We start from the raw sequence: 26,939 nt of genomic DNA on the forward strand, positions 1-26,939 counted from the left end.
TTCTTTTAGAAAATGAGAACGCTTAATGCCTTGTCGGACATGAAGTGTTACACTTTATTCTTCACTTTAATTTTATCACAAAGCATCGCTTTCCACATTAACTGTATAGACGAAATCGCAATTAAAATTCATTGTATTTAAAAAGAAATAGGGGACACTTTAATAGATAAAGAATAATGGCAGTATACTATACATGATTTAATCAGAAGGGTGCTATAATAAGGTTATTAAATAGCACAGAGAGAAGGAATAATATGAAACGCGGGTTATTGTTATTAGGGGCATTATTCATGAGTATTTTCGTCTTAGCTGCTTGTGATAAAGCACAATCCAAAACGTATGAAGGCCATTTATCAGGTGCAGATGTGATTGACACACTTACCTATAAAGGCGATAAAATGGTCAAACAATCCATGATTATGACGATTCGTTATGATACCAATGGTCTTACTAAGAAAGATGCGAAAGCTATCTTAGATAAGCAAGAACAAGTCTATAAAGGTCAAAAAGGTATTCAATACAGCAAATCAATTAAAGATGACAAAGCTGTTCAAAAAGTCGACATTGATTATAAAAAAGCAGACTTAGATAAGTTGGCACATACGATGGGGGTTACAGGACCGAAATCCGGCAAAGATTATGTGGATGTCAAAGCAGTAGAACGTTCACTGAAGAAAGCCGGCTTTAAAGTGAAAAAGCCTTTGAATGATCAGGAATAATACAATATGTATTAAAATTTACAACATCTGATACAGCCATCAGGTGTTGTTTTCTATTTTGCTTTACATGATTATTACATTTGTTTGTGGCTGAATATGCTATAATTTTGATTTGAAACAGTCATTTCAAGAGAGAGGAAGAGGTGAAACTATGCATGACCAAACAAAAAATATACAAAAAGAACCGATGAATAATCCTTATCAATCTAAGCGTATTATGAAACGAGACTTTTGGCTCATTCCTTTATTCTTTATCGGAATGCCTATTATCATCGCATTAGTGATGATACCGCTGCGCATGATTTATGAATCCCAATTCGGGACCATCTCTAAATCGACGTTAGTATTCTTTAATGTCATCGGCAGTGTAATCGGACAAATCGTGACACTGGTGATTTTTTATTTCATGCATCGTACCTATATTAAGCCCCTTGCAATTAAAAGAATTAAAGAAGTTAAAAAGTATATTTGGGTACTGATTCTTACATATATAGCAATGACAGTGGTGCAAGGTATATATGGTGCTTTAATGTTATTGCTTCCAAAACACTTGCAGTTTGATAACACACAAAATCAATTAATTTTAATACAACTGTTTGATTTCCCGATTGCTTGGCCGGTGTTATTGATTGATATCGTTATTTTAACGCCGATTATCGAAGAACTAATATTTCGTCATTTAATCATTCATGAACTCGGCAAAAAGCTCGGTTATATTACCGGTGCTGTATTATCTGTTTTAGTCTTTGCCGGTGTTCATGTAACACAAGCAACATCACCGTTTGAATTCGGTGTGTATGCGATTATGGCTGGAGCATTGGTATTTGTCTATATGTATGCTAAACGCAATGTGGCAGTTTCTATTGCCTTTCATATGATGATCAATGGTATAGGATTCATTGGGATTGTCGGACAATATATGATGAATCACATGGGTTAAGCTGATACAAAAGTATCGGCTTTTTTTATATGTTATTTCCCAGGTAATAGCGTACATCTTGAAGTAAATGAATCAGCTGATGTCTTAGTTATAAGGTAATTGCCGTTGTTGAATTGTCATACATTTTAAAATACGGATATGTTAAATTAGAAGTTAAAGGGAATAGTAAAGTTATTAGCCCTATCAAAGTAGGGAGGATATTGAAGAAAAGGAGCAGTACTATGGCAATTTTAGAACTAAAAGATGTGTGCTATAAAGCAGATAAACGTCTGATTATCGACCATTTGAATTTAACGGTGCAAAAAGGCGAAAAAATAGCTGTTGTCGGTCCATCAGGCAGCGGTAAAAGTACGCTGTTTCATTTGTTGTGTGATTTAATCAGTCCGACAAGTGGGACAATGCTTTATAACAACAAAGCGTATTCTGAGTATGAACCAGAAACTTTGCGTGAACAAATCAGTTATCTGCCGCAACAAACAGATTTATTTGATCATACTATCGGTGAGAACTTAGAATTTCCATCTATAGCGAGAAATGACAAATTTGATAAAAAACGTGCATTGAAGCTGCTTTCTGAGTTTGGATTAGAGCGCTATGACTTAGATACGAATGTTGAGTTCTTATCAGGCGGTGAACGCCAGCGTATTTGTCTTGCACGCCAATTGATGTACATACCTGACGTTTTATTGTTAGATGAAGCAACGAGTGCTTTAGATGCAGATAATACTGAAAAAGCAGAAAACGTCATTTTTGGTTTGGCTGAAGAAGAAGGCGTCTCTATTTTATGGATTACGCATAGTTATGACCAAAGTATGAAACACTTTGATCGACGTGTCGATATTGTCGACGGCAAAGTGAACAAAGAGAAGAAGGGGGTTGTTGATGTATGAGTACAACAGCGTTGTGTTTGACCGCATTATTATTAATCATCCCCATTGCAATTTCTATTAAAGAAAAATTGAACATTGCCAAAGATTTAATTATCGCTTCGATTCGTGCAGTGATTCAATTAGTGATTTTAGGTTACATCCTTCATTTTATCTTCGATTTGGATGAACCATGGATTTTAATCTTATTCGTTTTAATTATTATAATTAACGCATCATGGAATACCATTAGCCGTGCCTCTAAAGTGATGCATCATGTCTTTTGGATTTCATTTGTTTCTATCTTTATCGGAACTGCACTGCCTTTAACGGTTATCGTACTGGTCGGTGCGATTGATTTTACAGGCAACGAATTGATTCCAATCGCAGGGATGCTTGCTAATAACGGACTGATTGCAATCAACCTTGCATATCAGAATTTAGACCGTGCATTTGTGAAAGAATACGGTACGATTGAATGCAAGCTGGCATTAGCCGCAACACCGAAACTTGCATCTAAATCAGCGGTAAGAGAAAGTATCAAGTTAGCGATTGTACCAACCATTGATTCAGTGAAAACCTATGGTCTGGTTTCGATTCCAGGTATGATGACTGGTATGATTATCAGCGGGGTAGATCCGCTTCAAGCCATCAAATTCCAGCTTTTAGTTGTCTTCATACATACAACGGCAACTATCATGACCGCACTCATCGCAACTTATTTAAGTTACAAACAATTCTTTAACAGTCGTCATCAGCTTATCGGCAGTATGCTGGATAATGAAGACTAATACATTCAAGACAGTTTTTTAGATGAAACCATCCGAAAGACTGTCTTCTTTTTTTCTGAAAAGAACAAATTAATTTTGTACACTTACAATATCTTTTCAATTCTACTATAATGGTAAGGTTGAAATAATTAGTAAAAAGAATGAAAGAGAGAGAAAGGAGGCATACATATGTCAGTCATGAGAATTTTTACTTTTATTATCAGTGTGTTTATCGTAGGTATGGTCGAAATGATGGTCGCAGGTATCATGAACTTAATGAGCAATGACTTGCATGTATCAGAAGCTTGGATTGGGCAGTTAGTCACATTATATGCGGTAACCTTTGCGGTATGCGGCCCTATTTTAGTAAAAGCTACGAACCGTTTTGACGCAAAAGCGGTACTGCTATGGACGATTGCGGTGTTTGTGGTCGGCAATGCATTGATTGCGGTGTCGCCGAATTTCACATTATTGATTATAGGCAGAATTATCTCTTCAGCAGCTGCTGCTTTGATTATCGTTAAAATTCTAGCACTGACTGCGATGCTGACGGCACCTGAAAACCGCGGGAAAATGATCGGTATTGTTTATTCTGGGTTCAGCGGTGCCAATGTTTTCGGTGTTCCAATCGGCACAATGCTCGGCGGGTGGCTTGGCTGGCGTGCAACATTTGTCTTTATCATTGCGGTAAGTATCATAGCCGCAGTGCTGATGATGAAATATTTACCGACACAAGATGAATTATTGCCAAAGCAAGCCCAACCTTCAGGACGCTCAGGAAATTATCACATATTAAATCGTGCGGAAGTCATTAAATATTTAGGCGTCACTTTTATTTTATTAACTGCGAACTCGATTACCTTTGTTTATATCAACCCGTTAATGCTGACAAATGGGTATGATATCGGATTTGTTTCTATGATTCTGCTTGTGAATGGTGTTGCTGGTACACTAGGAACATCGATGGGCGGTTTCTTGGCAGATAAATTAACCAGCAAGACGTGGCTCTTGATTGCGGCTATCTGTTTTACAGTCTCATTAGCAGCGGTCAATTGGTTTATTTCGCATTCTATTATTTTAGTGGCTATTATCTTTATCTGGAACATTATGGAATGGAGTACCAACCCGGCTGTACAAAGCGGTTTGATCGATCATGTCGAAGGCGATGCAAGCCAAGTACTAAGCTGGAATATGTCGAGCTTGAACGCAGGTATTGCAGCTGGCGGTATGATCGGCGGCTTAATTGTTTCTAATATCGGTGTGCATGCGGTTGCCTACAGTTCTAGTATTTTAGGTATTGCGATTATCTTAATCGTATTAAGTATCAAACAAACACAAAAGCCGAATACAAAAATCAACGCTTAACTAAAAATGGTTAAGCGTTTTTTTTGCGCTTATTTAAATAGGTAGGGCGTAGTACTTTGAGTATAAGGTTCAAACGCAGGATTATCCTCTCTGACAAATCTTCCTAAAGCAGTCATCATCGTATGCATAGTTTGTTTCACATCATCGGTGAGCGGTACATGATGTGCTTTTAAGATAGGTGTTTGTCCTAACCAAAAGATGACGTCTAATATATGATAAGGCGATTTGAATTGATTCTGGGATGCATCCAGCCAGTCAAACCGATACAGCCATTGATTAGGATTGTCGTAATGTTTGAGCCACTTTAATAAAGGCTGCTTGAAAATGTAGTGGGTGATAGCTTGTGCTTGTCCTTTGCCGGTTTCAATCGCAAATCGATTCGTATCCACAATGACATGATTGGTGCGCATTGCTTTTAGGAATTGTTCTGGTTTAAGTTTGCGTGCTTCGTTTCTGATATAGCAATCACCTTCGCACTTAGTATAACCAGCAAGTACCGGCCATTGATTTGGAATATGCTGTGTCATTGTAGCCGCATCAAAGAAAGGCTGATAGACCAGTTCTAAACCTTTAGAAGGTCCGCGTGCTGTTAAATCCTCTTCCATACAAGCCATGATTTGTGTTGTTGAAAGTGCAGACGGATGATTTGTTTGATAACGCTTGTGCATAATTTGGGCAAAATGTTGTGCTTTTATACGGCTGTCCTCAACACTGTCTAAACTTAATGTGCCGCTCATCATAACTGCTTTATGGAAGAGCGGTTGTGCTTTTGTTACATGCATTAAAGCTTGGATACTCATAGCTCCTGCAGATTGTCCGCATAAAGTAATGTTGTTCGGATCTCCGCCGAAAGCTTCAATAAAGCGATGTACCCATTGTAAAACAGCATATTGATCAGATAAGCCGCAATTACCGTCTAATTCAGGGTCTAATGTTTCCCAATTCAAATAACCGAGCGGACCTAAACGGTAATTGAAAGTAATGACAATCACGTTTTCTTGCTGAGCAAAGGTTTGAGGGTCATATAATTCAGCTGAACCATGCCCGTTGATATAACCGCCGCCATACAGCCAAATCATGACCGGCAGTTTAGATGACTGATGAGCGTGATGAGGCCGCCATAGATTCAAATACAGACAATCTTCGCTTTGGGATGACAAGCTCGGGACATTGGCTTGTTTTGGCTGTGTTGAGAAAAAGGCTTCGAGCTTATTGTATGGCTGAGGAGGAATACTTTTGAAATCTAAAGCGTACAGAACATCGTGCCATTGGGTCAGTAATTCTGCATGTTTGAAGCGGCGCTGCTGTATTGGCGGATAAGCATAAGGGATGCCGCGAAAGATTTCACATTGATTTTCTAAAAGTCCGACGATGGTGCCTGCTTGGGTCTGTCTTGTAATATGTATCATGAATTAGCCTCCTTTTGAATTAACATACCATAAAAAGAAACAGCCGACCTGAATTGAATCAGATCGGCTGTACATTTTATGCTTTTGTTTTCGTTTTTTCTTGGTTTGAAATGCCTTCTTCAAGTGTCTTATTAAGTTCAACAGCGTTTTTAAAGTACTTGCTTTCAAAGTAGCTGCCGATACCTATTTTATAGAAGACCAGTGCTGCTACAATTACTACAACAAAGTCGAAAGGATAATGGATTAAGTTGATGCCGTTAAAGTCTTCGCTTCCGATAAAGGAGAGTCCTGAAAGGACAAGCAAGTAAATAATCAGCCAGAGACTGCCGCGTAATTGATTGCGTGTATTTTCCCAATTGAGTTTATATTCATAATAGAAATACATTGGGAGACCTAGGATGATGATAAAAATAACTTTGGCAGTCGTCGGCCACATTGCCCAATAAATTGCGAGCGATGTCATCACAAAGGATAACGGCGCAGCAATTTTTAAGAAACGTGCTTTGAACGGACGATGCAATTTAGGTCCCATCTTTCTGAATGCGACAGCAGTCGTCGGTCCAGTCAGATAGGCAACCAATGTTGAAGTTGCGATAACAGTCGCAAGCGTACCCCAAGATCTGAAGAGGGTCACCATAATCATGGCTAAGACAGCGTTGACCGCAATGGCTACACGCGGAATATTATATTGCTTGTTGATACGTCCGAGTATTTTCGGAATATGACCGTTCTTTTCCATAGCGCTGAGTACACGACCTGTTGAAGCGACGAAAGAAACGCCTGTACCAAATGGTGATACGAATGCTTCAATGTATAACAAGATTGCTAACCAATTCAGATTTAACAAGATGGCTAAGTCAGCGAAAGGAGAATCGAATTGAATACCTTTCCAACCTTTATCAGCCAGCATACTTTCAGGCATAGATGTAATGAATACACTTTGCAGTACGACATAAAGCAATGCTGTTAAAGATAAGCAGATAACGATACCGCGTAAGATATTTTTCTCTGGCTTTTCAATTTCAGATCCCATATTAATGATGGTTTGGAAAGCATTAAATGAGAAGATAATACCTGAAACTGTAACTGCCGCAAATATAGGTGCAGTTCCGTACGGTAAGAATCCGCTTAATGATTGTCCGTAGTTTTCAGGATGAAAGCCTGAAAACAGTAATAAGATAACTGTTAATAAAGGTACACCAAGTTTGAAGAATGAAATCAAACTTGTAAAAGAAGTTAATAGTTTAACTGACCAGTAATTTAACAGTGAGAAGATAACAATTATCACGTAAACAGCGATTAAGCCGATATTACTGATTGTACCTTCTTTCATTAATACACTTGTGAACTTGGCCCACTCCCAAGGCCATGAACTCATGTATTGAACAGCAGATACTGCCTCAATCGGAATAATTGTGACTAATGCGACCCAGTTGGCCCATGAAGCAATAAAGCCGAGCAATGAACCATGAGTATATTGCGCATAGTTGCTCATCCCGCCGGATTGGGGCAGCATTGCTGAAACTTCAATATAGTTATAGGCCACTAAACTGATGATAATAAAACCAATGACCCAAGAAATCACTGCCGCTGGTCCTGCGACTGAAGATGCTTCCCAAGCACCAAAGAGCCATCCGGATCCGATTAATGAACCCAGCCCAAGCAAGACCAACTGCGAAAGACTTATTTTACCGCTTTGATTATGTTCCATAACAAAACTCCTATAGTTTAGAGAAGCTTGATGCATGCTTTGTTCTCTTTTTTTATCTTGCATTAAAGAAGATGCTCTGATTTAAATCAAGGCAAACTTCACTCATGGTAGAACATTATACTGATATTAGAAGTCACGTCAACATTTTTTTATTAAGTTGGAAATTATAAATAAATATGTATGAAAATACGTTATGTAATCATATTTTGTATATGGCGTTTGGGAAGATGTTGTAATAACGGTTTTTATAGAATTGTTAGTATGCATTTTTTGAAAACGATTAAGTAATGGTGAATACTTATTAGTGTTCTTAATATCTTAAATAATTCAGTCATATCAAGGGTTTGAGAAACCTTGATAAAAAAAGTGAAAAATTATTTCTGAGTCAGTTAAATGAAACGCAATGTGTAATTTTTATAAAGGATTAGATTTGTGCAGAAACGGTTATGGTATATTACACCTGTGATGGTATAAAAAAGGAGAACAGCTATGGAAAAAAATACAATAAACGAAAAAGCCGAAGCATTTTTTCAACGTGCGACAGATTGGAAGGATGAGTATAAAGCTTTAAGAAAAATTATTTTAAAGAATGAAGCGTTAACTGAGGACTATAAATGGATGCATCCTTGTTATACGTTAAATGGAAAGAATGTCGTATTGATTCATGGATTCAAAGATTATTGTGCATTGCTCTTTCATAAAGGAGCGCTATTAAAGGATAAAGACCAGAAGTTGATACAGCAGACGAAGAATGTTCAAGCAGCAAGACAATTGCGTTTTACATCTTTAGAAGCAATAAAACAAGAAGCAGATATGATTGAAGCGTATGTGAATGAAGCGGTCGAGATTGAACAAAGCGTTAAAAAAGTAACAATGAAGAAGACGGAAGAATATGATATGCCTGATGCTTTGCAAGCGGCTTTAGATGAAGATCCAAAACTTAAAGCAGCGTTCTCCGAGTTGACACCAGGAAGACAACGACAATATATGTATTTTATCGGTCAAGCCAAACGTGAAGCGACAAGACAAGCGCGTGTTGAAAAATACAAAGCACAAATCCTTGCAGGCAAGGGCATGAATGATTAGTGGAGTGAAATAGGGTAACCCTGCTATTTAATGATAAATAGAGAAGTTGTGTCATTATTTATCAAAAATGAAAATAATGTAAACATTTTTCAAAAAAAATCGCTTTAAATCCGTCCAAAAGGTATAGTTTATGATATACTTAAAAAGTACGCTATTAATCAAGTAAAACAAAAGTACAAATTATAATTATTTGTATGCACATAAAGAACTGACGCTTCTAAACAGCGCTGTATTATAACGTAGTCAAGGTGAAATACGACACCTGCTGCTTTCAACAAGTCATTTGCGACTTTGTTCCGGAACTTATCCGTAAGTTATTGAAACATTGGGCAAGTGATTTTTTTATTGGTAATTATTATTGATACACGCTGTTTGCTGTATGTTCTTTGATACAACTTAGAACTTACTTAGGGTTAAACAAATTCGATAAAGAAAGGAATTACTTTAATGCTTAGTATTAAAAATTTATCTAAGGTATATCCTGGGGGCAAGAAAGCAGTGAATGATATTTCGCTGGATGTCCAATCAGGTGAATTTGTAGCATTTATCGGTACCAGCGGTAGCGGTAAAACGACTGCATTACGTATGATCAATCGTATGATTGAAGCAACGAAAGGACAAATCACGATTGATGGAAAAGATGTCAGAAAGATGAACGCGGTAGAATTACGCCGCAGTATCGGCTATGTTATCCAACAAATCGGTTTAATGCCGCATATGACAATCAAAGAAAATATTGTCTTGGTTCCGAAGTTGTTGAAATGGCCGGAAGATAAAAAAGATAAGAAGGCGCGCGAACTGATTAAGCTCGTAGACTTGCCGGAAGAATACTTAGATCGTTATCCATCTGAATTATCAGGCGGTCAGCAACAGCGTATCGGTGTTGTTCGTGCATTAGCTGCAGAACAAGACATCATCTTAATGGACGAACCATTTGGTGCACTTGACCCGATTACACGTGATACATTACAAGATTTAGTTAAAGAACTTCAACAGAAATTAGGCAAAACATTTATCTTCGTTACACATGATATGGATGAGGCGATTAAATTGGCTGATAGAATTTGTATTATGTCTGAAGGTAAAATTGTTCAATATGATACACCGGATAATATTTTACGTCATCCAGCAAATGACTTCGTCAGAGATTTCATCGGTCAAAACCGCTTAATCCAAGATCGTCCGAATATGCGTACGGTTGAAGATGCGATGATTAAACCAATCACAGTAAAAGCGGACGATACGTTAGACCACACAGTAGATGTGATGCGTCGTCATCGTATCGATACGATTTTCGTGGTGACGAACCAAAACAAATTCTTGGGTTATTTAGATATCGAAGATATCAACCAAGGATTGCGTAAACGTCAAGAATTAATCGATACAATGCAGCGCGATATTTATCGTGTTCATGTCAACAGCAAGCTGCAAGATACAGTGCGTACAATCTTAAAACGTAACGTACGTAATGTACCTGTAGTAGATGATAATGACAGACTTGTCGGCTTAATCACACGTGCGAACTTAGTTGATATTGTGTATGACAGTATTTGGGGCGAAGGTGCTGAAAATGCGCAACAAGAAGCAGAAAGCAAAGAAAAAGACCCTGAAAGTGTAGGGATTAAAGATGCACCCGTTGAATTAGACCATAAGGATAAGTCGGATGCAGGAGTTGAGCGATAATGAAAGAATTCCTTCAAGAATACGGCGGTGAACTGCTTCAAAAAACCGGCGAACATTTCTATATTTCGATTGTTGCGCTTTTAATCGCCATTATTGTAGCAGTGCCGATTGGTATTTTATTAGCTAAAACTAAGAAGTTAGCAAGCATTATTTTAACAGTTGCCGGAGTCTTGCAAACGATTCCGACACTAGCAGTACTTGCAATCATGATTCCGATTTTCGGTGTAGGTAAAACACCAGCAATTATTGCATTATTTATTTATGTATTACTGCCTATTCTGAATAACACAGTTTTAGGTGTTCAAAACATCAACCCAGATGTACGCCAAGCAGGTATCAGTATGGGCATGACAAAATTACAATTGATGAAAGACGTTGAATTGCCTTTAGCACTGCCGTTGATTTTAAGCGGTATCCGCTTATCTAGTGTTTACGTTATCAGCTGGGCAACACTGGCAAGTTACGTAGGCGCAGGCGGTCTTGGCGACTTTGTCTTCAACGGTTTGAACTTATTCAACCCAGTCATGATTATTAGTGCAGCTGTATTAGTAACAGCATTAGCATTAATTGTCGACTACTTATTACGCGGAGTAGAAAAATGGGCAGTACCAAAAGGCTTGAAAGCTTAAAAATATCCAGATAGGGAGGACATTAGGAACTTTATGAAAAAGATTAAATATTACTTGATTCTGATGGTGACTTGTCTTGTTGTATTATCTGGATGCAGTCTGCCTGGTTTAGGCGGTGGTCGTGCAGATGATGATTCAGTACAAATCACTTCTCTCGCAACAAGTGAGTCGCAAATTATGTCGCATATGGTTCGATTAATGATTGAACATGATACGAAAGGCAAAATGAAACCTACGTTGATCAACAACATGGGTTCAAGTACGATTCAGCATAATGCGTTGATGAACGGCGATGCGAATGTATCAGGTACACGTTACACTGGTACAGACTTAGTAGGGGCATTAGGCGAAGATCCGATTAAAGACCCGAAAAAAGCATTGAAAGTCACGCAAGAAGGTTTCGATAAAAAGTTAAATCAAAAATTCTATGATTCTTACGGTTTCGATAATACGTATGCCTTTATGGTAACGAAAGAAACTGCAAAGAAATATGACTTAGATACAGTTTCTGATTTGAAGAAACATGAAAAAGAATTACGACTTGGTGTGGATAGTTCTTGGTTAAACCGTAAAGGTGACGGCTATCCAGGCTTTAAGCAAGAATACGGTATCGATTTTGATACTGTACGCCCGATGCAAATCGGTTTAGTATATGACGCATTGAAAAGCAAAAAATTAGATGTTGCATTAGGTTATTCAACAGACGGACGTATCGCAGCATATGACTTGAAAGTATTAAAAGATGACAGACGTTTCTTCCCGCCATATGATGCCAGTCCAGTCGCAACACATGAATTATTGAAGAAACATCCAGAAATCGACAAATCATTAGAAAAATTAGAAAACCGTATTACGACAAAAGAAATGCAGAAATTAAACTATCAAGCAGACGGTGAAGGTAAAGAACCTGCAGTCGTAGCTGAAGAGTTTTTAGAAAAACATCATTACTTTGATGATGAGAAAGGCGGGCAAAAATAATGAAAGGTAATTTATTCCAACAGCTGATTGAATATTATTCATTGAACGCCGGCTATTTATGGGGACTCTTCTTCCAGCACTTATTAATGTCCGTGTATGGTGTAATTTTTGCGGCGATTGTCGGTATTCCAATCGGTATACTGATTTCACGTTTCGGTAAATTATCCAAAACCGTGATTACTATCGCAAACATTATTCAAACTGTACCGGTTATCGCTATGTTAGCGATTCTGATGTTAGTGATGGGCTTAGGTCCGAACACAGTCGTGTTCACAGTATTCTTATATGCGTTATTGCCGATTATCCAAAATACGTATTCAGGTATTTTAGGTGTAGACGACAATATTAAAGACGCAGGCAAGGGTATGGGCATGACAGGTAATCAAGTTTTGCGTATGATTGAATTACCATTAGCGTTATCTGTGATCATCGGCGGATTGCGTATCGCACTTGTTGTTGCGATTGGTGTTGTAGCGGTCGGTTCATTTATCGGTGCGCCGACATTAGGTGATATTATCATCCGCGGTACAAACGCTACAGAGGGCACAACATTTATCTTAGCGGGTGCGATTCCGATTGCATTAATCGCAGTCTTGATTGATGTGATTTTAAGATTCTTAGAGAAACGCTTAGATCCAGTGAAGAAAAGAAAACCTAAAGGTCCGCAACCGCAAGGTGTAGACGCATAAGTTTGACAAAGAGGTGCCGCACTTGAAATAAAAGCTGCGGTGCCTTTTATATTTTAATTTAAAGGAGGATGCCTTATGGCATGGCTGCAAGTCAATTATGATTCAAAAACATTAGGAAAAGAACAACGCTTCAACGCATTTTTACCAGAAGAACCGACACAGTTTGAAACACAAACACCCGCAAAACAATTACCAGTTTTATTGCTGCTGCATGGTTTATCAAGTGACGAAACATCTTATTTAAGATTTACAAGTTTAGAACGTTATGCAAAAGAACATCAAATTGCTGTGATTATGCCGGCTGGCGATCACAGCGGTTATGCAAATATGGCATACGGCCATAGTTATTATGATTATGTATTAGAAGTCTTTGATTATGCACTTCAAATCTTGCCTTTATCCAAACGCCGCGAAGATCATTTTATCGCAGGCCATTCTATGGGCGGTTTCGGTACAATCAAATATGCTTTGACACAAACAGACCGTTTCTCAAAAGCTGCACCGTTATCTGCAGTGTTCACACCAGACTGGTTAATGAATATTGATTGGTACGATTTCTCTAAAAAAGCATTGCTTGGAGAAAAAACAGAAGCCAGAGGTACAGAGTTAGATCCATATTATTTAGTAGACCAAGCATTAAAAGAAGGGTTTGATATTCCAAAATTATTAATCATGTGCGGTACAGAAGATGACTTATATCAAGATAACTTAGACTTTATTCATTATCTTGATGATAAACAAGTCCCTTATCAATTCGTAGACGGTGAAGGTAAACATGACTATGCTTATTGGGATAAAGCCATTAAGTATGCATTAGATTGGTTTATGGAAGATAGAAAATAAACGAAGATATGTTAATGAGACAGGCATGCCTTTAAAAGGTGTGCCTGTTTTTTATGGCATAAAAGAAAAGCACTCGCAGTGTGATGCGAATGCTTTAGGATTCATCTTTCATCCAAGCTTTAATGACTGTTGATAACATTTTATGAATGTAGTCATCTGTTAAAGCTTCAGGTTTGATTAAGATATTAAAATAAATTGGAGAGAAGATTAAATCAATAAACATATCATGGTCTTCAGCCGGGATGTGAGGCTGAATAATCTTTTTAAGCTTTTGTCGGTATTGATTGAAATAATCTTCCATAAAATGATTACGTAATTCATTTTCTTCGTTTGTCAATAAAATCTGAATGACTGCTCTGCCTAAAGGCGTTTTATAGATATGTGTAATGTTTAAAAGCATTTTATATAAGTCATCGAAAAATTCGCCGTATATCGCGACGTTCGCATGCACTTTGTTTAAAAACATATCGATAATCATCGAGTCTTTATCTTTCCAGCGCCGATAGATAGTGGCTTTAGAAATCTGTGTATTTTCCGCTAACTCATCTATCGTAATCGATGAATAGGATTCGTGTGCAAGCATACGCCCCAACTCATCAAAAATCCTTATATTTATCTTAGGATCTTTTGGTCTGCCCGCCATATTAATGACCTCGTTTCATATGTGATAATTTCTCTACTATTTCAAAGATAATAATCGCACTTAAAAACCAAACGATTATTCCCACTAGGATACTAAGTGTCCAGTTATTTGTCCAGACCAGCATTAACCAAGTAGCTAAAATATTGAACAGTACACCGGTCATACCGAACACGGCACCGCTGCTGACGTGTGCAGCTACTTTATCTCCGTATTGAATACCTGATGCAACCAAAGCAATCAAGAAGACTGCAGGGAAGACCGCAAAGATACCGCCGAATTCTTTCCAAGGAATAATAACAGAGACGATATAACTTAATGAAACGGATATACCGCCTGCTAAAAATTTAATCAATAGCATTTTCATTCTTTGTTCAACCTCCGATTAAATATGTTTAAGCGCTAAAATGATACAAGATAAAACGAACCAGCATCCAATTGAAAAGGCAGCCCCTTTCAAATAGCCGATGCGTTTTACAGCGACAGCTGTCAAAGCAACACTGATGATACAGCCGACAATACCGATGACTGCACCTGCACTAAGGTGTATTGATTCATAGACTAAATCTTTACCGTGGAAGTCGACTGACAAAGTAACCAGCGCTGCTAAGTAAACTGCTGGGAATGTAGAGAAGATACCTCCAAGTTTGCCTCCAAGTTTAGAAGCAATAACGGTAGCAGCAGCAACAGCTAAGCCGCCGAAGATGAAACGTATCATTAAACTGACTAAAGAAATGCCGAACATAATTTTGACTCATCCCAATCTGATTTTATTCTGAAACGAAACGTTTCGTTTAGTAATAGTGTAATACGATGATCAGTGATTGTAAACAGGAAAAACTAATACAAAATGAATATTTCGGTAAAATTTTAAATTAAAGCGCTTACATAAATAATAGATATTATTAAGTAAAAATATCAGTGAATTTATGAATACTTTATAAGCAAGATACAGTCATTTTAAGCAAAAAAACAGGAAGCTGTTCATGTCATCCATGAAAACTTCCTGTTTTGTCCTAAGACCATTTGATGCCTCAGGACTTTGAATCATAGTAGTAGGAATAAAGGTCGTTACACTAGGATTCCGGCTAAGAAAGGTACGACTGCGACTACAATCACACCTACCAACACAACCGCGATGCTCGCCATTGATGTTTCGGTTTCTCCTAGTTCTTGTGCTGCAGAAACACCGAGTGTGTGTCCGCTTGTGCCTAATGCTAATCCTCTGGCAATCGGATTATCGATATGGAAGAAGCGCAGCAGTTTATTGCCTAGTGCATAAATAATAACTGCGTTGAGTATTACAGCGAGTGAAGTCAATTCTTTCACGCCGCCGATACCGTCTGAAACTGGTAAGGCAATTGCAGTTGTTGCGGCTTGCGGCAGCATAGATGCGACGATATCTCCGCCGAACATGAAGAGTTTAGCAACCGCATAGATACCAAATAATGCGACAACTGTACCTAACGCAATACCGCCGAAAATTTTAGCCCAGAATTTCTTGAGGACATCACGTTTTTTATATAACGGAATTGCGAAACAAATTGTTGCGGGTTCTAAGAAGAAGTTGATGATGTCGCCGCCGATTTTATAACTTTCATAACTGATGCCTGTGGCTTTTAAGAAGACAATCCCGAACACCATACTGACAAACAACGGTGCGAGTAAGAAAAAGCCGTTAGTTTTCTTAAAGAAATATGTTGCGACTAAGAATGGGATCACAGATAACAAGATACCGAAATAGGGTGTATTAATACCTAAATGTTCCATCATGCATGTTCCTCCGCTACTCTATTGTGACGTTTAACTGAATGTTTTTCAGATTTGCGCGCAAATGGTGCGCCTTTAACTAATATTTGAGATACAAAGCCTGTACATAACAGTAATAGAATCGTTGAAATAATAATCAATAAGATGATTAGAATCGGGCTTTGGCTTAAAATACCCAATGAGTTGATTACTGAGATACCTGCGGGTACGAATAAGAAACTGATATTGTTTGTAAGTGCTGTACCGACACTTTCAACTTCACCGAGTTTAATGATGCCTGTGGATAATGCGATAAACATCAGTACTAAACCGATTACTGATGCCGGCATTGGAATCGGAATAAAGCTCTCAATGATTTTTGAGATTAATAAAATTACACTGATGACGAGGACTTGATGTAAAAAGGAATATGTCTTTTGGGCTTTGCTTGTTTGTTTTGCGCCAGTTTTTGATTTTTCCATAGCATTTCTGCCTCCGTTCATTTCTATATCTTATCTATAGTTTAGGACACAAACTTTAGTTTGTGTGCCTTTTCACGATGAGATGCGAGAAACGGAATGCGAGATGCATTAATCTCGAGTTGAGATTCAATCGTTTTGGATGATCTGCACACATCAAAGTGTGAAATGCAGAAAATAAAAGGCGAATAACAAAAAAATCTGTTCACTTCCACAAAAGCGTGAAGTGAACAGATAGTCACAAATCTATCAGTCTAACCCGATTGCTTGTTTGAAAGCCTTCATATAAGAACGGCTGACTTGTACTTTCAGCTGATGGGTTAAAGTTACTTGATACGTATAGTTAAACCAATGTTCAATGGTTTGAATATGTGCTTTGTTAATAATGGTAGCGCGGTGGATTCTGATAAATTGATGCGAATCCAAGCGTTTTGCGAAATTATTCATAGGTTCGCTGGTTACAAAGTCTTGTTCAGTAGTGTGCAAGGTTGTCTTGCCTGCCTCAACACTTAATGCAATGATATCCTTTTGATTCAATACATAAATACGTTCATCCACTTCAATCGGCAAGACACTTGGTGCTTTGTTCGACTGTATTTCTGAGGTAGTGTCTTGCTGCTGGAATGCTGGTGTATCTGTTCGTTCTGTTGATTTAGGCTGAATTTGTGCAGCAACACGTGCTACTGCCGCATCGATTCTTGCTTGTTCGAATGGTTTGAGAATATAGTCAGTCGCATTGAGTTCAAAGGCTCTGACCGCAAAATTGTCATGTGCTGTCGCAAAGATGATATGCGGCGGCTGCTGCATCTTTTTGATTTTTTCAGCTAAATCCAGTCCGCTTTCATTCATCAGATTAATATCTAAGAAGATGACATCATAGGTATCATAAAGCATTTTTTCTAGTGTTTCTGATATAGTTTCTGCTTCTTCTATTTTTTCAAACTGCCCATTTTGTGTGAGCAGATAGTTGAGTTCATTACGCGCTAAAGGTTCATCATCGACGATGAGTGTTTTCATTGCAGCGCACCTCCTTGGTCATGATCAAAATGATAAGGAATATAACAGCTGACAGTTGTTCCTTGATTGTTGGATTGAATCTTGAGTAAAGATGCTGGGCCGTAAAGACCTGATAACCGCAAGTTTAAGTTTTCTAACGCACTGCCTGTGCCTCCGGATTCAGAGTGTACGATGCCTTTGCCGATATAAGGCAGTTTATCTTCAGGAATACCTGAACCATTGTCTTTGACTTCTACATAAAGTTGCTGAGCAACAGGTTGTACGGTGACTTGTACTATGTTATCTGCACGCCGGTTTTTGAATGCATGGCGGATCGCATTTTCAACTAATACTTGAATGATGAAAGGCGGTAATAAAGCATTATGTGCAGATGGATTGATGTCGAAATCAATAGTGAAGCGGTCAGGGAAGCGTGCTTGTTCTAAGGAAAGATAGGCTTCAACTTGTTGGAGTTCTTTGTCTAGAGTAATGGTATTATTGCGTGCGCCTTGCAAATTAGAACGGAAGAATTGGCTGAGCTGCAATAATAATTTACGTGCCTTTTCACTATCGATACGCACTAAAGCAGAAATAGTATTGATCGCATTAAAGAAGAAATGCGGATTGACTTGTGCTTGCAACGATTTGATTTCTGCGTCTTTCAATAGCTTGCTTTGTGTTTCAGCTTGTCCTAATTCAAGCTGGCTTGAAAAGATATTCGCAAGTCCGGTCGCAAGCTGCTTTTCCACGAAGGTCAGTCTGTGTGCATCGGTAAAATAGAGTTTTAAAGTACCGACAACTTTATTTTGAATATGCAGCGGAATAACGATTGCTGCTTCTAACGGACAATTCGGATGGTGACAGCCGATTTCTGCTTTGGAATGAGCTTCTTTAATTTGCCCGCTTTGAATAACTGCTTTAGATAAATCCGTCAGAATCTCTTTTTGCGGTACATGATGATCACTTGCGGCACCGACATGCGCTAAAATATCTTGTCGGTTAGTAATCGCTACGGCAGACACTTGCATCAAGTCTTTAATGATCTGTGCTGCTTTGAAAGCCGAAGACTCAGTCAGTCCCTCCCTGAAATAAGGTAAAGTCTCATTGGCAATTTGTAAAACCTCATGCGTTTGTACACCGCGCATTTGTTCTTCTTGTTTGATAGTCGTAATGATAATTGATAAGAAGATGGCAGTTCCGATACTGTTGATTAAAATCATCGGAATCGCAATAAAGCTGACAAGCGACCAAGCATGTGCTGTTTGTTCTGAGAAGATTAAGATACATGCCATTTGAATGACTTCTAAAGTCGCACCGATTGCTATACCTATTAAGATAGGAGGATATCGGCGTACTTTTAAATAATAGCGGCCGACGTAGCCTGAGACCAATGCGATTAATAAGGAAGAAATAAAATAAGTAAATGCATTGGCACCGCCGATATAAAAACGGTAAATACCTGAAATAGTACCTACAATCAGTGCGACAAAAGGTCCGCCGACTAATCCGGAAACACCGATGGTCAACACACGTGTATTAGCAAGAGAAGTATCAGGAGCTAAATGTGTGTACAGCTGTCCGGATAATATTTGAGAGTCTCTGATAACGACACCGGTCACATTGGATAACAGTGCAAAGATGACGAACATCAGTGTTAATTGCCACTTGGCACGCCAAGTTTCCCGCTGATGCATCAGTTGTTTGAAGTAATTGAAGTTCATCAAGATATATGCAAGGACAATAATCAATCCGACGCGTTCCAGCAGAAGCATAAATAAGTTTAACAATAGAATCACCTGTATTGATTGAATTTTGTGATAACAACTAAAAAATAATAATCATTTATACTATCGATGTAAAATAACACATATAAATATCTTGAACGATATGTAATTATAGAATTTGAGTCAAATTTGGTGTAAGATATTTCATATATTGAAAATGATAGATTTGGTTTATATTGCTATTGTAGCATAAGCCAAGTCTCTATTTTTTTCATTTTTTTGCAGGGGTATAGGAGGAATTTAATATGACAGCAACAAGAGCTTTCAAGGGCGACAACAGATTGTTGTTAGGTATTATTCTTGGTGTTATCACATTCTGGCTGTTTGCACAGTCAGTATTGAACATTGTGCCGACACTTCAAGAATCCTTTAATACGAATGCAGGAATCATTAATACTGCGGTCAGCTTGACTGCATTATTCTCCGGTTTATTTGTTGTGGGTGCCGGAAGTATTGCAGATAAAGTAGGGCGCGTAAAGATGACATATATCGGATTAACACTCAGTGTTGTGGGTTCACTGTTAATCATTGTATCCGATTTTTCAGCTTTACTGATTCTCGGCCGTATTATTCAAGGCTTTTCTGCAGCATGTATTATGCCTGCTACTTTAGCCATTGTTAATGAATATTATCAAGGCAAAGACAGACAAAGAGCATTAAGTTACTGGTCAATCGGATCATGGGGTGGTTCAGGTATCTGTTCTTACTTTGGCGGATTGATGTCAACATTCGTAGGTTGGCGCTGGATTTTCATTATTTCAATTATTGCCGCATTGCTGGCAATGATTTTAATACGCCACACACCTGAAACAAAAGCTTCAGCGGATAGTGATGTGCAAAAACATAAACTAGACGTTGTCGGTTTAATTGTATTAGCGATTATGATGTTAAGTTTAAACGTGATTATTACACAAACATCTAACTTCGGGTTCTTATCACCGATTATTTTAAGCTTAGCAGTTGTGTTTATTATTGCAGTGATATTCTTTGTAATTTATGAACAAAAACTACATAACCCATTAATCGACTTTAGATTATTTAAACACAAAGCTTATTCTGGTGCGGTGATTTCAAACTTCGCACTTAATGCGGTGGCAGGAACATTGATTGTCGCAAATACGTATTTCCAACAAGGCTTAGGCTTTACTTCTAACCAATCAGGAATGATGAGTATTACGTACTTAGTTACCGTATTGCTGATGATTCGTGTTGGGGAGAAAATCATGCAGAAACTCGGTGCGAAACGACCGATGATGTTTGGGGCCTTATTAAACGCATTAGGTATGCTGCTGATTGCTTTAACATTCTTGCCGACGGGCATTTATGTTGTATCAAGTGTTATCGGCTATCTATTATTCGGTCTTGGTTTAGGTATGTATGCGACACCATCTACAGACACAGCAGTGTCTACAGCACCTGACAATAAAGTAGGTGCAGCATCAGGTATATACAAAATGGCATCATCATTAGGTAATGCCTTTGGTATCGCCATCTCAGGTACGATTTACACAGTAGTTTCTCATAGTGTGAACTTGCAAGTAGGTGCTATGGCAGGAATCGGGTTTAATATCTTGCTCGGCATTATTGCTTGTATCACAGTGTGGATTTTAGTTCCGAAATCAACGGGAGATACTTACTAACAAGAAGATTAAACGTTCCACGCAAAAAGCAATAACGAAAATTAAAAAAGCGCAGTACCGTTAGATAGGTTTATGAGGGAAACTTATCCATTCGGTACTGCGTTTTTATTTTGCTTTTGGTTTGAAATACAACAATTGAATCAGACAGATTAAGCCTGTAGTCAAAGCAAGATTGCCAAACATCATGACCGCAATTAATACAGCAGGGAAGCTGTCGAGTGCTTCTTGCCATTGGGTGTGCGGTGCAATCATTGATGGTAACTGCCATATTTCATAGACCACAGCAGCTGCGATTATCAGAATTATTATCAGCATCCATTTTTTCAACCATGGACCAAATGGTCTTTTGACAAGCTGTTGATGCATACGTTGGATAAAGATAACGCTGGATACTGCAAATAATACCAATATTAATAATAATCCAGCACTCAGCCACTCAGCATGATGATACAAAGTATGGTTGAAAGCAGAGATGTTTTTATAATGTTCAATCTGATAGATTAAGTTTTCTGCTAACTCAGGCAGATGCGGTGCATTCAAATTCGCCAGCAGAATCACCGCATTCTTATCTTTTGTATCCAGGACAATCATGGATGAATAGTTAGGCAGTGTACCAGGATGCAGTACTTGATGCTGCGTATTATCTATAAACCAGCCTGCACCATAACCTTGTTTTGGTGATTGATCAGGTACATCCGTGAAAGCTTTATGTGATTGTGCAATAATATCAGCATTTGCTTTTGAAGGCTGCAGATTCATTTGGACAAACGGTAATAAATCATTCGTACTGCTGATTAGATACGCAGCTGGTGTATCGCCTTTAAAGTAGGGCGGATTATCTGCTTTGTTTTGGTGGTCTTCATAAACATAGCCTTGTGCAACAGTCCCTTTATCTTTATCTGTTTTAAAGAAGGAGTGCTGCATATGAAGCGGTGTTAAAAAGTGCTGATGCATGTAGTCTTCGTAAGATTGACCGGTTGCTTTTTCTATAACTAAGCCTAAAATATTATAATTGTTGTTTGCGTAGTTGAACGTTTCACCCGGGGCACTTTGCAATTCAGCATGATTCAAACTTTTGACACGTCCGGTTAAATTATCACGTGACTTTGGCACTTCGCCTTCTTGGTCATCTGACAACTGGTCATCAATCCCGCTTGTTTGTGCCAGCAGCATCTTTAAAGTAACAGCTTTCTTTTGTCCTTGATATGTAAAGTGCAGCCAAGGAATATAGTCAGATACAGGCGCATCCAATTTGAGTTTGCCTTGTTTCGCCAACTCTAAAACAGCTAAGCCAGTAAAGGCTTTTGTATTTGAAGCAATTTCATAACGAGTATCGGCATCTGCTTTGATTTTCTTAGAAATATCTGCCTCACCGTAACCTTTGTTTAATATAACGTGCTGATGATGTACCAATGCGGCACTCATGCCTGGGATATGATCGGCTTTCATCACTTTTTCAATCCGCTGATCGACAGATTGATGCAGCGAATGGTGCAATGCTTGTTTTGTTGAATCGTGTGTGTAGTGCAGCACAACACGATAGCTGGCAAATAAGAACATCAAGGTCAGAACAATAAGCAGCAGAGAATATAAGGATGCAGGTTTAATTTTCACATGACAGGACTCCAGTCGATTTTTTTATTATTATAGCACGTCTTTTCTGCTTTATTATGGAACAAATTTCACATCAGGTGTTGCGAAATATGATAATTCTATGATTTTTGAGTGTTGAGACTATACTTTTCATTAAAAGAGGAGTATATTCTGTTCATTCGAGTAATAAATTTTAGTGAGTTTAGAGGTCTTGGCACATGAGAATCAAACAATTAAAACAATTGTTAATCGGAGAACCTAAACGTAACAGAGAGTTATCCAGCGAAAAAATCAGCAAGGTTAAAGCATTAGCGATTTTATCTTCTGATGCTTTATCATCTGTTGCTTATGGTCCGGAACAAATCTTATTGACATTGACTGCATTGAGTTTAGCCGCGTCATGGTACACATTGCCGATTACGCTAGGTATACTCGTCTTGTTGATAGCTTTGGTCTTGTCATACAGACAAATCATTTATGCATATCCGCGCGGGAGGCGGGGCTTATACTGTAACGAAACATAATCTGGGTGAAAAGCTGTCTTTATTAGCAGGCGGTGCATTGCTTGTAGATTACACTTTAACCGTAGCGGTTAGTATTTCTTCAGGGGCTGATGCTTTTATCGCAGCCTTTCCTGTTTTATATCATCATAAAGTACTCATTGCTTGTCTGCTTGTAGCAGTAATATTAATTTTGAATTTGCGAGGACTTACAGATTCAGCGGCAGTATTGGCTTACCCGGTCTACTTATTTATCTTCGGTATGATAATAGTCATCGGTATCGGTACTTTTAAAGTAGCAACCGGTCAAGCAGCACCGCATATCCATGCACAAGCAGGCACTATGGTTTCAGGTGTCACAGTCTTTTTATTGCTACGTGCATTTTCATCAGGGGCTTCATCATTAACAGGTATCGAAGCGATTTCTAATGCGGTAATGAGTTTCAAATCACCTGCACCGAAAAATGCGGTGAAAACATTGATTGCGATGGGCACTATTTTAGCCTTGATGTTGGTCGGCATCGTCGGCTTATCTTATTGGTATGGTATTGTACCGAAAGTGCAAACCACTGTATTATCGCAACTTGCAATGCATGTACTTGGACAAAATGCGGCCTTTTACTTTATCCAAGCAACAACTGTGTTGATTTTAATCTTAGCTGCCAATACCGGCTTTACCGCATTTCCAATGCTTGCGGCGAATATGGCACAAGATAAATACATGCCGCATATGTTCACTGTACGCGGTGACCGTCTAGGTTATTCTAATTCGATGATTATTTTAGGCAGTATTGCGATTATTTTAATCATCGTCTTTAAAGGACAGACTGAAAGTTTAATCCCATTATATGCGACGGGGGTATTTATTCCGTTTACACTTGCACAATACGGTATGGTAGTTAAATGGGTGAAAACACGTCCGAAAGGCTGGTTGTTCAAATTATCCGCAAACGCCATCGGAGGTACGATTACGTTATTAGTCTTTATGATTTTCTTAATCACGAAATTTGCGCAAGTATGGCCGATATTGATCTTCTTGCCTTTAGTAGTGGTCGGATTATTGCGCATTCGTATGCACTATCGCGATATTGCTGATCAATTAAGTACGGTGCACTTCTTTAATGAATTAGAACATGTGGATAAAAACTTAGCTTTGATTCCAGTCAGTTCTGTATCTTCAATCGTAGATAAATCGATTGCTTATGCACAAATGACATCTGATCATATTATTGCGGTGCATGTTTCATTTAACCAAGAGCAAGATAAAGCCATGCAGGCCAAATGGGAACAACGTTATCCGGATATTCGTTTAGTCATGCTGCATTCAGAGTACCGCAGTGTAGTTAAACCGTTAGCGCGCTTTATTGATAAAATCCGCAGTAAAGCAGAGAATGACCACTTTGTTATCACTGTTATCGTGCCGCAATTTATCACTAACAAAACTTGGCAGAACTTGCTTCATAACCAAACCGGTGTATTATTGCGTTGGACATTGTTCTATCAAAAGAACTGTATCTTAGCGATGATTCCATTGAAATTAACTAAATAGATTTAACAAAAAACCAGAGACGCTTTTGTCTCTGGCTTTTTCATACACTTATTCATCCGCGCTCGATTGTTTTTCGCCGCGTATTTTAGCAACATTGGCATGTGCATTGTTTTTATATTTTTGATAGAAAATAATGACGATAATAAACCAAATCGGTGAGACGAACAACGCGTTTCTTGTCTCTTCTGTAAATAATAATAAGATATATGCGAAGATAAAGAATGCGAGTACGACCATACCTGCATAAGGTCCGCCTGGCAATTTAAAGTCATTGTTTTTATGTTCCTTCTTATTCTTAAAGGCATAAATGATATATGAAATGATGATCAGCGTCCAAACAAATAAATACAGCACGGTTGAAAGTGTTGTGACATAGATGAACAGCTGTACTGCGTTCGGGAAAATATAGTTTAATAAAGCCGCAAACAATAATAAGAATGATGATATTAACATTGAGATATGCGGTACACCATGACTATTGACTTTGCCTAAGGCTTTTGGTCCTAATCCCTGTTCCGCTAAACCGAATAGAATGCGGCTGTTAGAGTAAATACCGCTGTTCGTTGCGGATGCCGCTGCAGTAATAACCACAAAGTTGACTAAGCTGGCCGCAAATGGAATCCCGATTAATCCGAATACTTTTACGAATGGACTTGAGTTTTCGCTTAATGTATTCCAAGGTACTACAGACGTAATGATAATCAATGAACCGACATAGAATAATAAAATACGTACAGGTACATTATTAATCGCTTTCGGAATAGTTTTTTCACGGTCTTTTGTTTCACCAGCAGTAACGCCGATCAGCTCAATACCGATAAATGAATAAATCGCCATTTGGAAAGCCATTAGGAATCCGAACGCACCATGAGGGAAGAGTCCGCCATGTGCGACTAGGTTTGAGAATCCTGCGTGTCCATGTTCTGTTTTCGCTGACATAAAGATTAAGACAAGTCCCACCACAATCAGTGCGATAATTGTGATAATTTTAATCAACGCAAACCAGAATTCCAGCTCTCCGAATAATTTCGCACCCAACATATTAAATGAAATCAATACCAATACTACAAAGAGTACAGATATCCAGTTCGGCAGCTGCGGCAGCCAAAAGGCTATGTATTGGCCAATTGCTGTCAAATCAGACATGCTTGAAGCTATCCAACAGAACCAGTAAGTCCAGCCGATCACAAAGCCGCCGAACGGACCTAGGTATTCATTGGCAATATCTACAAATGAGTTGAATCGTGTATTGCTGAGTAAAAGTTCTCCAAGTCCGCGCATAAACGCAAATAAAAACATACCAATGATGATATAAGCGATAAAGATACTCGGACCTGTTAATTTAATTGTTTGGCCAGATCCTAAAAAGAGACCTGTGCCAATTGCCCCGCCAATAGCTATTAATTGTATATGTCTATTGCTGAGGTCTTTTTGTAATTTCTGTCCCAAAGTTTTGACACCCTTTCAGATTTATATGTGACAAAGGGGTTGACGTTAAATGATGTTACTTATGATAAAGAAAATTTTAGGACATTGCAATTGTTAATGTATAACTATAAGAAACTTTAATAAAGAATATAATTTAAATGAATCAAACAATTTTGTTAATGCTCATATAAATAGGGTAATAGGTAATTTGAGTGATTATTACATTATACAAATTAAATGTAGTATTAAAATTTACCGTGATAAATACATAATCTGCCGGCTGAATCATAACTTTGACGCATTTTATCTTTAGGTATTTTGATGATTTGATGTTTGGATGGAATCAGTGCCGGTACATAGAGTTTGCGTCCGAATTGTGCCCATAGCGGATCAATATAATAATAATGTGCAGAATCATAACCGATGAGCAGTGTAATATGAATGTTCGATACCCATTCTTTACGTCCGCCATCTACTTTAAAGGTGCGGCGCTGCGGTTTTTGTCCTAGTACAGTGTGATAAATCAACACAGGCTGCCCTTGATCGATAATCGCTTCAAGTTCTGTCAGTGATTTGCCAGTACCATCTTGAATTCGTGTATCGTATAATTTTAAATAAGGGACAAACGCATTAGGAAAAATGGTTTGATGCGCACCTGGTTTAATCATCAAGAAATGACCGACATAGCCTTTATTCGGATTGCTTGGATGCGTCGGCCAGCGTTTCATTAATGAAATCGGATGGACAAAGATATGGTTATAATCTAAAAGCATGGAAGCGGCTGTGCCTTCACATCCCATAACCATCGGGATAGGGGATAATTGACTCTTTGGTTTGACGTTTAATAATTTTTTCTGCATTATGATTTCTCCAAACATTATGACTTATTACTA

General features: G+C 38.3%; 24 protein-coding genes and 1 pseudogene. 13 read left to right on the forward strand and 12 right to left on the reverse strand.

All coding sequences use genetic code 11. From position 1 onward, the window contains the following. Positions 1–254 precede the first annotated feature (254 nt). From C7N65_RS03630 to C7N65_RS03650, 5 genes are all read left to right on the forward strand, one after another. Positions 255–719, forward strand: coding sequence for a DUF1307 domain-containing protein (locus C7N65_RS03630; protein WP_105993116.1), 465 nt, complete (start codon positions 255–257; stop codon positions 717–719). A gap of 151 nt (positions 720–870) precedes the next feature. Further along, complete coding sequence (locus tag C7N65_RS03635) at positions 871–1,659, forward strand: CPBP family intramembrane glutamic endopeptidase (protein WP_105993117.1); 789 nt, start codon at positions 871–873, stop codon at positions 1,657–1,659. Positions 1,660–1,880: 221 nt separating this feature from the next. Beyond that, positions 1,881–2,549, forward strand: coding sequence for an ATP-binding cassette domain-containing protein (locus tag C7N65_RS03640; protein ID WP_105993118.1), 669 nt, complete (start codon positions 1,881–1,883; stop codon positions 2,547–2,549). Beyond that, positions 2,546–3,316: an ABC transporter permease gene (locus C7N65_RS03645; RefSeq protein WP_105993119.1), complete on the forward strand. Its 771-nt coding sequence runs from the start codon at positions 2,546–2,548 to the stop codon at positions 3,314–3,316. The genes C7N65_RS03640 and C7N65_RS03645 overlap by 4 nt, the downstream gene beginning before the upstream one ends. Before the next feature lie 168 nt (positions 3,317–3,484). Further along, positions 3,485–4,660, forward strand: coding sequence for an MFS transporter (locus C7N65_RS03650; protein WP_105993120.1), 1,176 nt, complete (start codon positions 3,485–3,487; stop codon positions 4,658–4,660). A 29-nt stretch (positions 4,661–4,689) separates the two neighbouring features. On the opposite strand, the gene C7N65_RS03655 is transcribed toward C7N65_RS03650, so the two are convergent. Together C7N65_RS03655 and C7N65_RS03660 are read right to left on the reverse strand one after the other, a co-directional pair. Further along, on the reverse strand, positions 4,690–6,069 hold the full coding sequence (locus tag C7N65_RS03655; RefSeq protein ID WP_105993121.1) for a carboxylesterase family protein: 1,380 nt from the start codon (positions 6,067–6,069) through the stop codon (positions 4,690–4,692). A gap of 76 nt (positions 6,070–6,145) precedes the next feature. Continuing rightward, on the reverse strand, positions 6,146–7,780 hold the full coding sequence (locus C7N65_RS03660) for an APC family permease (protein ID WP_105993122.1): 1,635 nt from the start codon (positions 7,778–7,780) through the stop codon (positions 6,146–6,148). 489 nt (positions 7,781–8,269) lie between these two features. Here C7N65_RS03660 and C7N65_RS03665 point away from each other — a divergent pair, with 489 nt between their 5' ends. The 6 genes from C7N65_RS03665 (at position 8,270) to C7N65_RS03690 (ending at position 13,688) form a co-directional block, all read left to right on the forward strand. Continuing rightward, on the forward strand, positions 8,270–8,866 hold the full coding sequence (locus C7N65_RS03665; RefSeq protein ID WP_105993123.1) for a YdeI/OmpD-associated family protein: 597 nt from the start codon (positions 8,270–8,272) through the stop codon (positions 8,864–8,866). A gap of 447 nt (positions 8,867–9,313) precedes the next feature. Then, entirely contained in the window at positions 9,314–10,549 is a 1,236-nt protein-coding gene (locus C7N65_RS03670; RefSeq protein WP_105993124.1) for a betaine/proline/choline family ABC transporter ATP-binding protein, read from the forward strand. Continuing rightward, the gene (locus C7N65_RS03675) at positions 10,549–11,178 is read left to right on the forward strand and encodes an ABC transporter permease (protein WP_105993125.1); all 630 of its coding nucleotides are present in this window, start codon (positions 10,549–10,551) and stop codon (positions 11,176–11,178) included. Before C7N65_RS03670 ends, C7N65_RS03675 begins: the two co-directional genes overlap by 1 nt. Positions 11,179–11,211: 33 nt before the next feature. Beyond that, positions 11,212–12,156 carry an osmoprotectant ABC transporter substrate-binding protein gene (locus C7N65_RS03680; protein WP_105993126.1) on the forward strand — a complete coding sequence of 315 codons (945 nt, stop codon included), beginning with the start codon at positions 11,212–11,214 and terminating at the stop codon, positions 12,154–12,156. After that, positions 12,156–12,845: an ABC transporter permease gene (locus tag C7N65_RS03685; RefSeq protein ID WP_105993127.1), complete on the forward strand. Its 690-nt coding sequence runs from the start codon at positions 12,156–12,158 to the stop codon at positions 12,843–12,845. Before C7N65_RS03680 ends, C7N65_RS03685 begins: the two co-directional genes overlap by 1 nt. Positions 12,846–12,920: 75 nt before the next feature. After that, positions 12,921–13,688, forward strand: coding sequence for an alpha/beta hydrolase (locus tag C7N65_RS03690; protein ID WP_105993128.1), 768 nt, complete (start codon positions 12,921–12,923; stop codon positions 13,686–13,688). A gap of 94 nt (positions 13,689–13,782) precedes the next feature. On the opposite strand, the gene C7N65_RS03695 is transcribed toward C7N65_RS03690, so the two are convergent. The 7 genes from C7N65_RS03695 to C7N65_RS03725 all read right to left on the reverse strand — a co-directional run bounded on the left by C7N65_RS03695 (position 13,783) and on the right by C7N65_RS03725 (position 19,339). Further along, complete coding sequence (locus C7N65_RS03695) at positions 13,783–14,331, reverse strand: TetR/AcrR family transcriptional regulator (RefSeq protein WP_105993129.1); 549 nt, start codon at positions 14,329–14,331, stop codon at positions 13,783–13,785. A 1-nt stretch (position 14,332) separates the two neighbouring features. After that, the gene (locus tag C7N65_RS03700) at positions 14,333–14,695 is read right to left on the reverse strand and encodes a DUF3147 family protein (RefSeq protein WP_105993130.1); all 363 of its coding nucleotides are present in this window, start codon (positions 14,693–14,695) and stop codon (positions 14,333–14,335) included. 18 nt (positions 14,696–14,713) lie between these two features. Next, on the reverse strand, positions 14,714–15,073 hold the full coding sequence (locus C7N65_RS03705) for a DUF3147 family protein (protein WP_105993131.1): 360 nt from the start codon (positions 15,071–15,073) through the stop codon (positions 14,714–14,716). A 326-nt stretch (positions 15,074–15,399) separates the two neighbouring features. Then, the gene (gene lrgB, locus C7N65_RS03710) at positions 15,400–16,101 is read right to left on the reverse strand and encodes an antiholin-like protein LrgB (RefSeq protein ID WP_105993132.1); all 702 of its coding nucleotides are present in this window, start codon (positions 16,099–16,101) and stop codon (positions 15,400–15,402) included. Beyond that, positions 16,098–16,559: an antiholin-like murein hydrolase modulator LrgA gene (gene lrgA / locus C7N65_RS03715; RefSeq protein WP_105993133.1), complete on the reverse strand. Its 462-nt coding sequence runs from the start codon at positions 16,557–16,559 to the stop codon at positions 16,098–16,100. The genes lrgB and lrgA overlap by 4 nt, the downstream gene beginning before the upstream one ends. A gap of 246 nt (positions 16,560–16,805) precedes the next feature. Continuing rightward, positions 16,806–17,573, reverse strand: coding sequence for a response regulator transcription factor LytR (locus tag C7N65_RS03720; protein ID WP_105993134.1), 768 nt, complete (start codon positions 17,571–17,573; stop codon positions 16,806–16,808). Further along, positions 17,570–19,339, reverse strand: coding sequence for a LytS/YhcK type 5TM receptor domain-containing protein (locus tag C7N65_RS03725; protein ID WP_105993135.1), 1,770 nt, complete (start codon positions 19,337–19,339; stop codon positions 17,570–17,572). The genes C7N65_RS03720 and C7N65_RS03725 overlap by 4 nt, the downstream gene beginning before the upstream one ends. Positions 19,340–19,581: 242 nt before the next feature. Here C7N65_RS03725 and C7N65_RS03730 point away from each other — a divergent pair, with 242 nt between their 5' ends. After that, positions 19,582–20,976, forward strand: coding sequence for an MFS transporter (locus C7N65_RS03730; RefSeq protein WP_105993136.1), 1,395 nt, complete (start codon positions 19,582–19,584; stop codon positions 20,974–20,976). A 105-nt stretch (positions 20,977–21,081) separates the two neighbouring features. On the opposite strand, the gene C7N65_RS03735 is transcribed toward C7N65_RS03730, so the two are convergent. Next, a complete protein-coding gene (locus tag C7N65_RS03735; protein WP_105993137.1) occupies positions 21,082–22,590 on the reverse strand; it encodes a serine hydrolase domain-containing protein in 1,509 nt (502 codons plus the stop codon). A gap of 197 nt (positions 22,591–22,787) precedes the next feature. Here C7N65_RS03735 and C7N65_RS03740 point away from each other — a divergent pair. Next, positions 22,788–24,618, forward strand: a pseudogene (locus C7N65_RS03740) (APC family permease). Between the two features lie 48 nt (positions 24,619–24,666). Here the strand turns inward: C7N65_RS03740 and C7N65_RS03745 are convergent. Together C7N65_RS03745 and C7N65_RS03750 are read right to left on the reverse strand one after the other, a co-directional pair. Then, positions 24,667–26,067 (reverse strand): amino acid permease, encoded by a 1,401-nt coding sequence (locus C7N65_RS03745; protein ID WP_105993138.1) that lies wholly within the window; start codon positions 26,065–26,067, stop codon positions 24,667–24,669. A gap of 224 nt (positions 26,068–26,291) precedes the next feature. Then, positions 26,292–26,906 carry a C39 family peptidase gene (locus C7N65_RS03750; protein ID WP_105993139.1) on the reverse strand — a complete coding sequence of 205 codons (615 nt, stop codon included), beginning with the start codon at positions 26,904–26,906 and terminating at the stop codon, positions 26,292–26,294. Between the last annotated feature and the right edge of the window lie 33 nt (positions 26,907–26,939).

It is taken from the genome of Staphylococcus simulans (assembly GCF_002994445.1).
GTDB lineage: Bacteria > Bacillota > Bacilli > Staphylococcales > Staphylococcaceae > Staphylococcus > Staphylococcus simulans_B.

Coding starts and splice junctions, on each gene's coding strand:
- C7N65_RS03630 (WP_105993116.1), top strand. CDS start 255: ATGAAACGCGGGTTATTGTTATTAGGGGCATTATTCATGAGTATTTTC.
- C7N65_RS03635 (WP_105993117.1), top strand. CDS start 871: ATGCATGACCAAACAAAAAATATACAAAAAGAACCGATGAATAATCCT.
- C7N65_RS03640 (WP_105993118.1), top strand. CDS start 1,881: ATGGCAATTTTAGAACTAAAAGATGTGTGCTATAAAGCAGATAAACGT.
- C7N65_RS03645 (WP_105993119.1), top strand. CDS start 2,546: ATGAGTACAACAGCGTTGTGTTTGACCGCATTATTATTAATCATCCCC.
- C7N65_RS03650 (WP_105993120.1), top strand. CDS start 3,485: ATGTCAGTCATGAGAATTTTTACTTTTATTATCAGTGTGTTTATCGTA.
- C7N65_RS03655 (WP_105993121.1), bottom strand. CDS start 6,069: ATGATACATATTACAAGACAGACCCAAGCAGGCACCATCGTCGGACTT.
- C7N65_RS03660 (WP_105993122.1), bottom strand. CDS start 7,780: ATGGAACATAATCAAAGCGGTAAAATAAGTCTTTCGCAGTTGGTCTTG.
- C7N65_RS03665 (WP_105993123.1), top strand. CDS start 8,270: ATGGAAAAAAATACAATAAACGAAAAAGCCGAAGCATTTTTTCAACGT.
- C7N65_RS03670 (WP_105993124.1), top strand. CDS start 9,314: ATGCTTAGTATTAAAAATTTATCTAAGGTATATCCTGGGGGCAAGAAA.
- C7N65_RS03675 (WP_105993125.1), top strand. CDS start 10,549: ATGAAAGAATTCCTTCAAGAATACGGCGGTGAACTGCTTCAAAAAACC.
- C7N65_RS03680 (WP_105993126.1), top strand. CDS start 11,212: ATGAAAAAGATTAAATATTACTTGATTCTGATGGTGACTTGTCTTGTT.
- C7N65_RS03685 (WP_105993127.1), top strand. CDS start 12,156: ATGAAAGGTAATTTATTCCAACAGCTGATTGAATATTATTCATTGAAC.
- C7N65_RS03690 (WP_105993128.1), top strand. CDS start 12,921: ATGGCATGGCTGCAAGTCAATTATGATTCAAAAACATTAGGAAAAGAA.
- C7N65_RS03695 (WP_105993129.1), bottom strand. CDS start 14,331: ATGGCGGGCAGACCAAAAGATCCTAAGATAAATATAAGGATTTTTGAT.
- C7N65_RS03700 (WP_105993130.1), bottom strand. CDS start 14,695: ATGAAAATGCTATTGATTAAATTTTTAGCAGGCGGTATATCCGTTTCA.
- C7N65_RS03705 (WP_105993131.1), bottom strand. CDS start 15,073: ATGTTCGGCATTTCTTTAGTCAGTTTAATGATACGTTTCATCTTCGGC.
- lrgB (WP_105993132.1), bottom strand. CDS start 16,101: ATGATGGAACATTTAGGTATTAATACACCCTATTTCGGTATCTTGTTA.
- lrgA (WP_105993133.1), bottom strand. CDS start 16,559: ATGGAAAAATCAAAAACTGGCGCAAAACAAACAAGCAAAGCCCAAAAG.
- C7N65_RS03720 (WP_105993134.1), bottom strand. CDS start 17,573: ATGAAAACACTCATCGTCGATGATGAACCTTTAGCGCGTAATGAACTC.
- C7N65_RS03730 (WP_105993136.1), top strand. CDS start 19,582: ATGACAGCAACAAGAGCTTTCAAGGGCGACAACAGATTGTTGTTAGGT.
- C7N65_RS03750 (WP_105993139.1), bottom strand. CDS start 26,906: ATGCAGAAAAAATTATTAAACGTCAAACCAAAGAGTCAATTATCCCCT.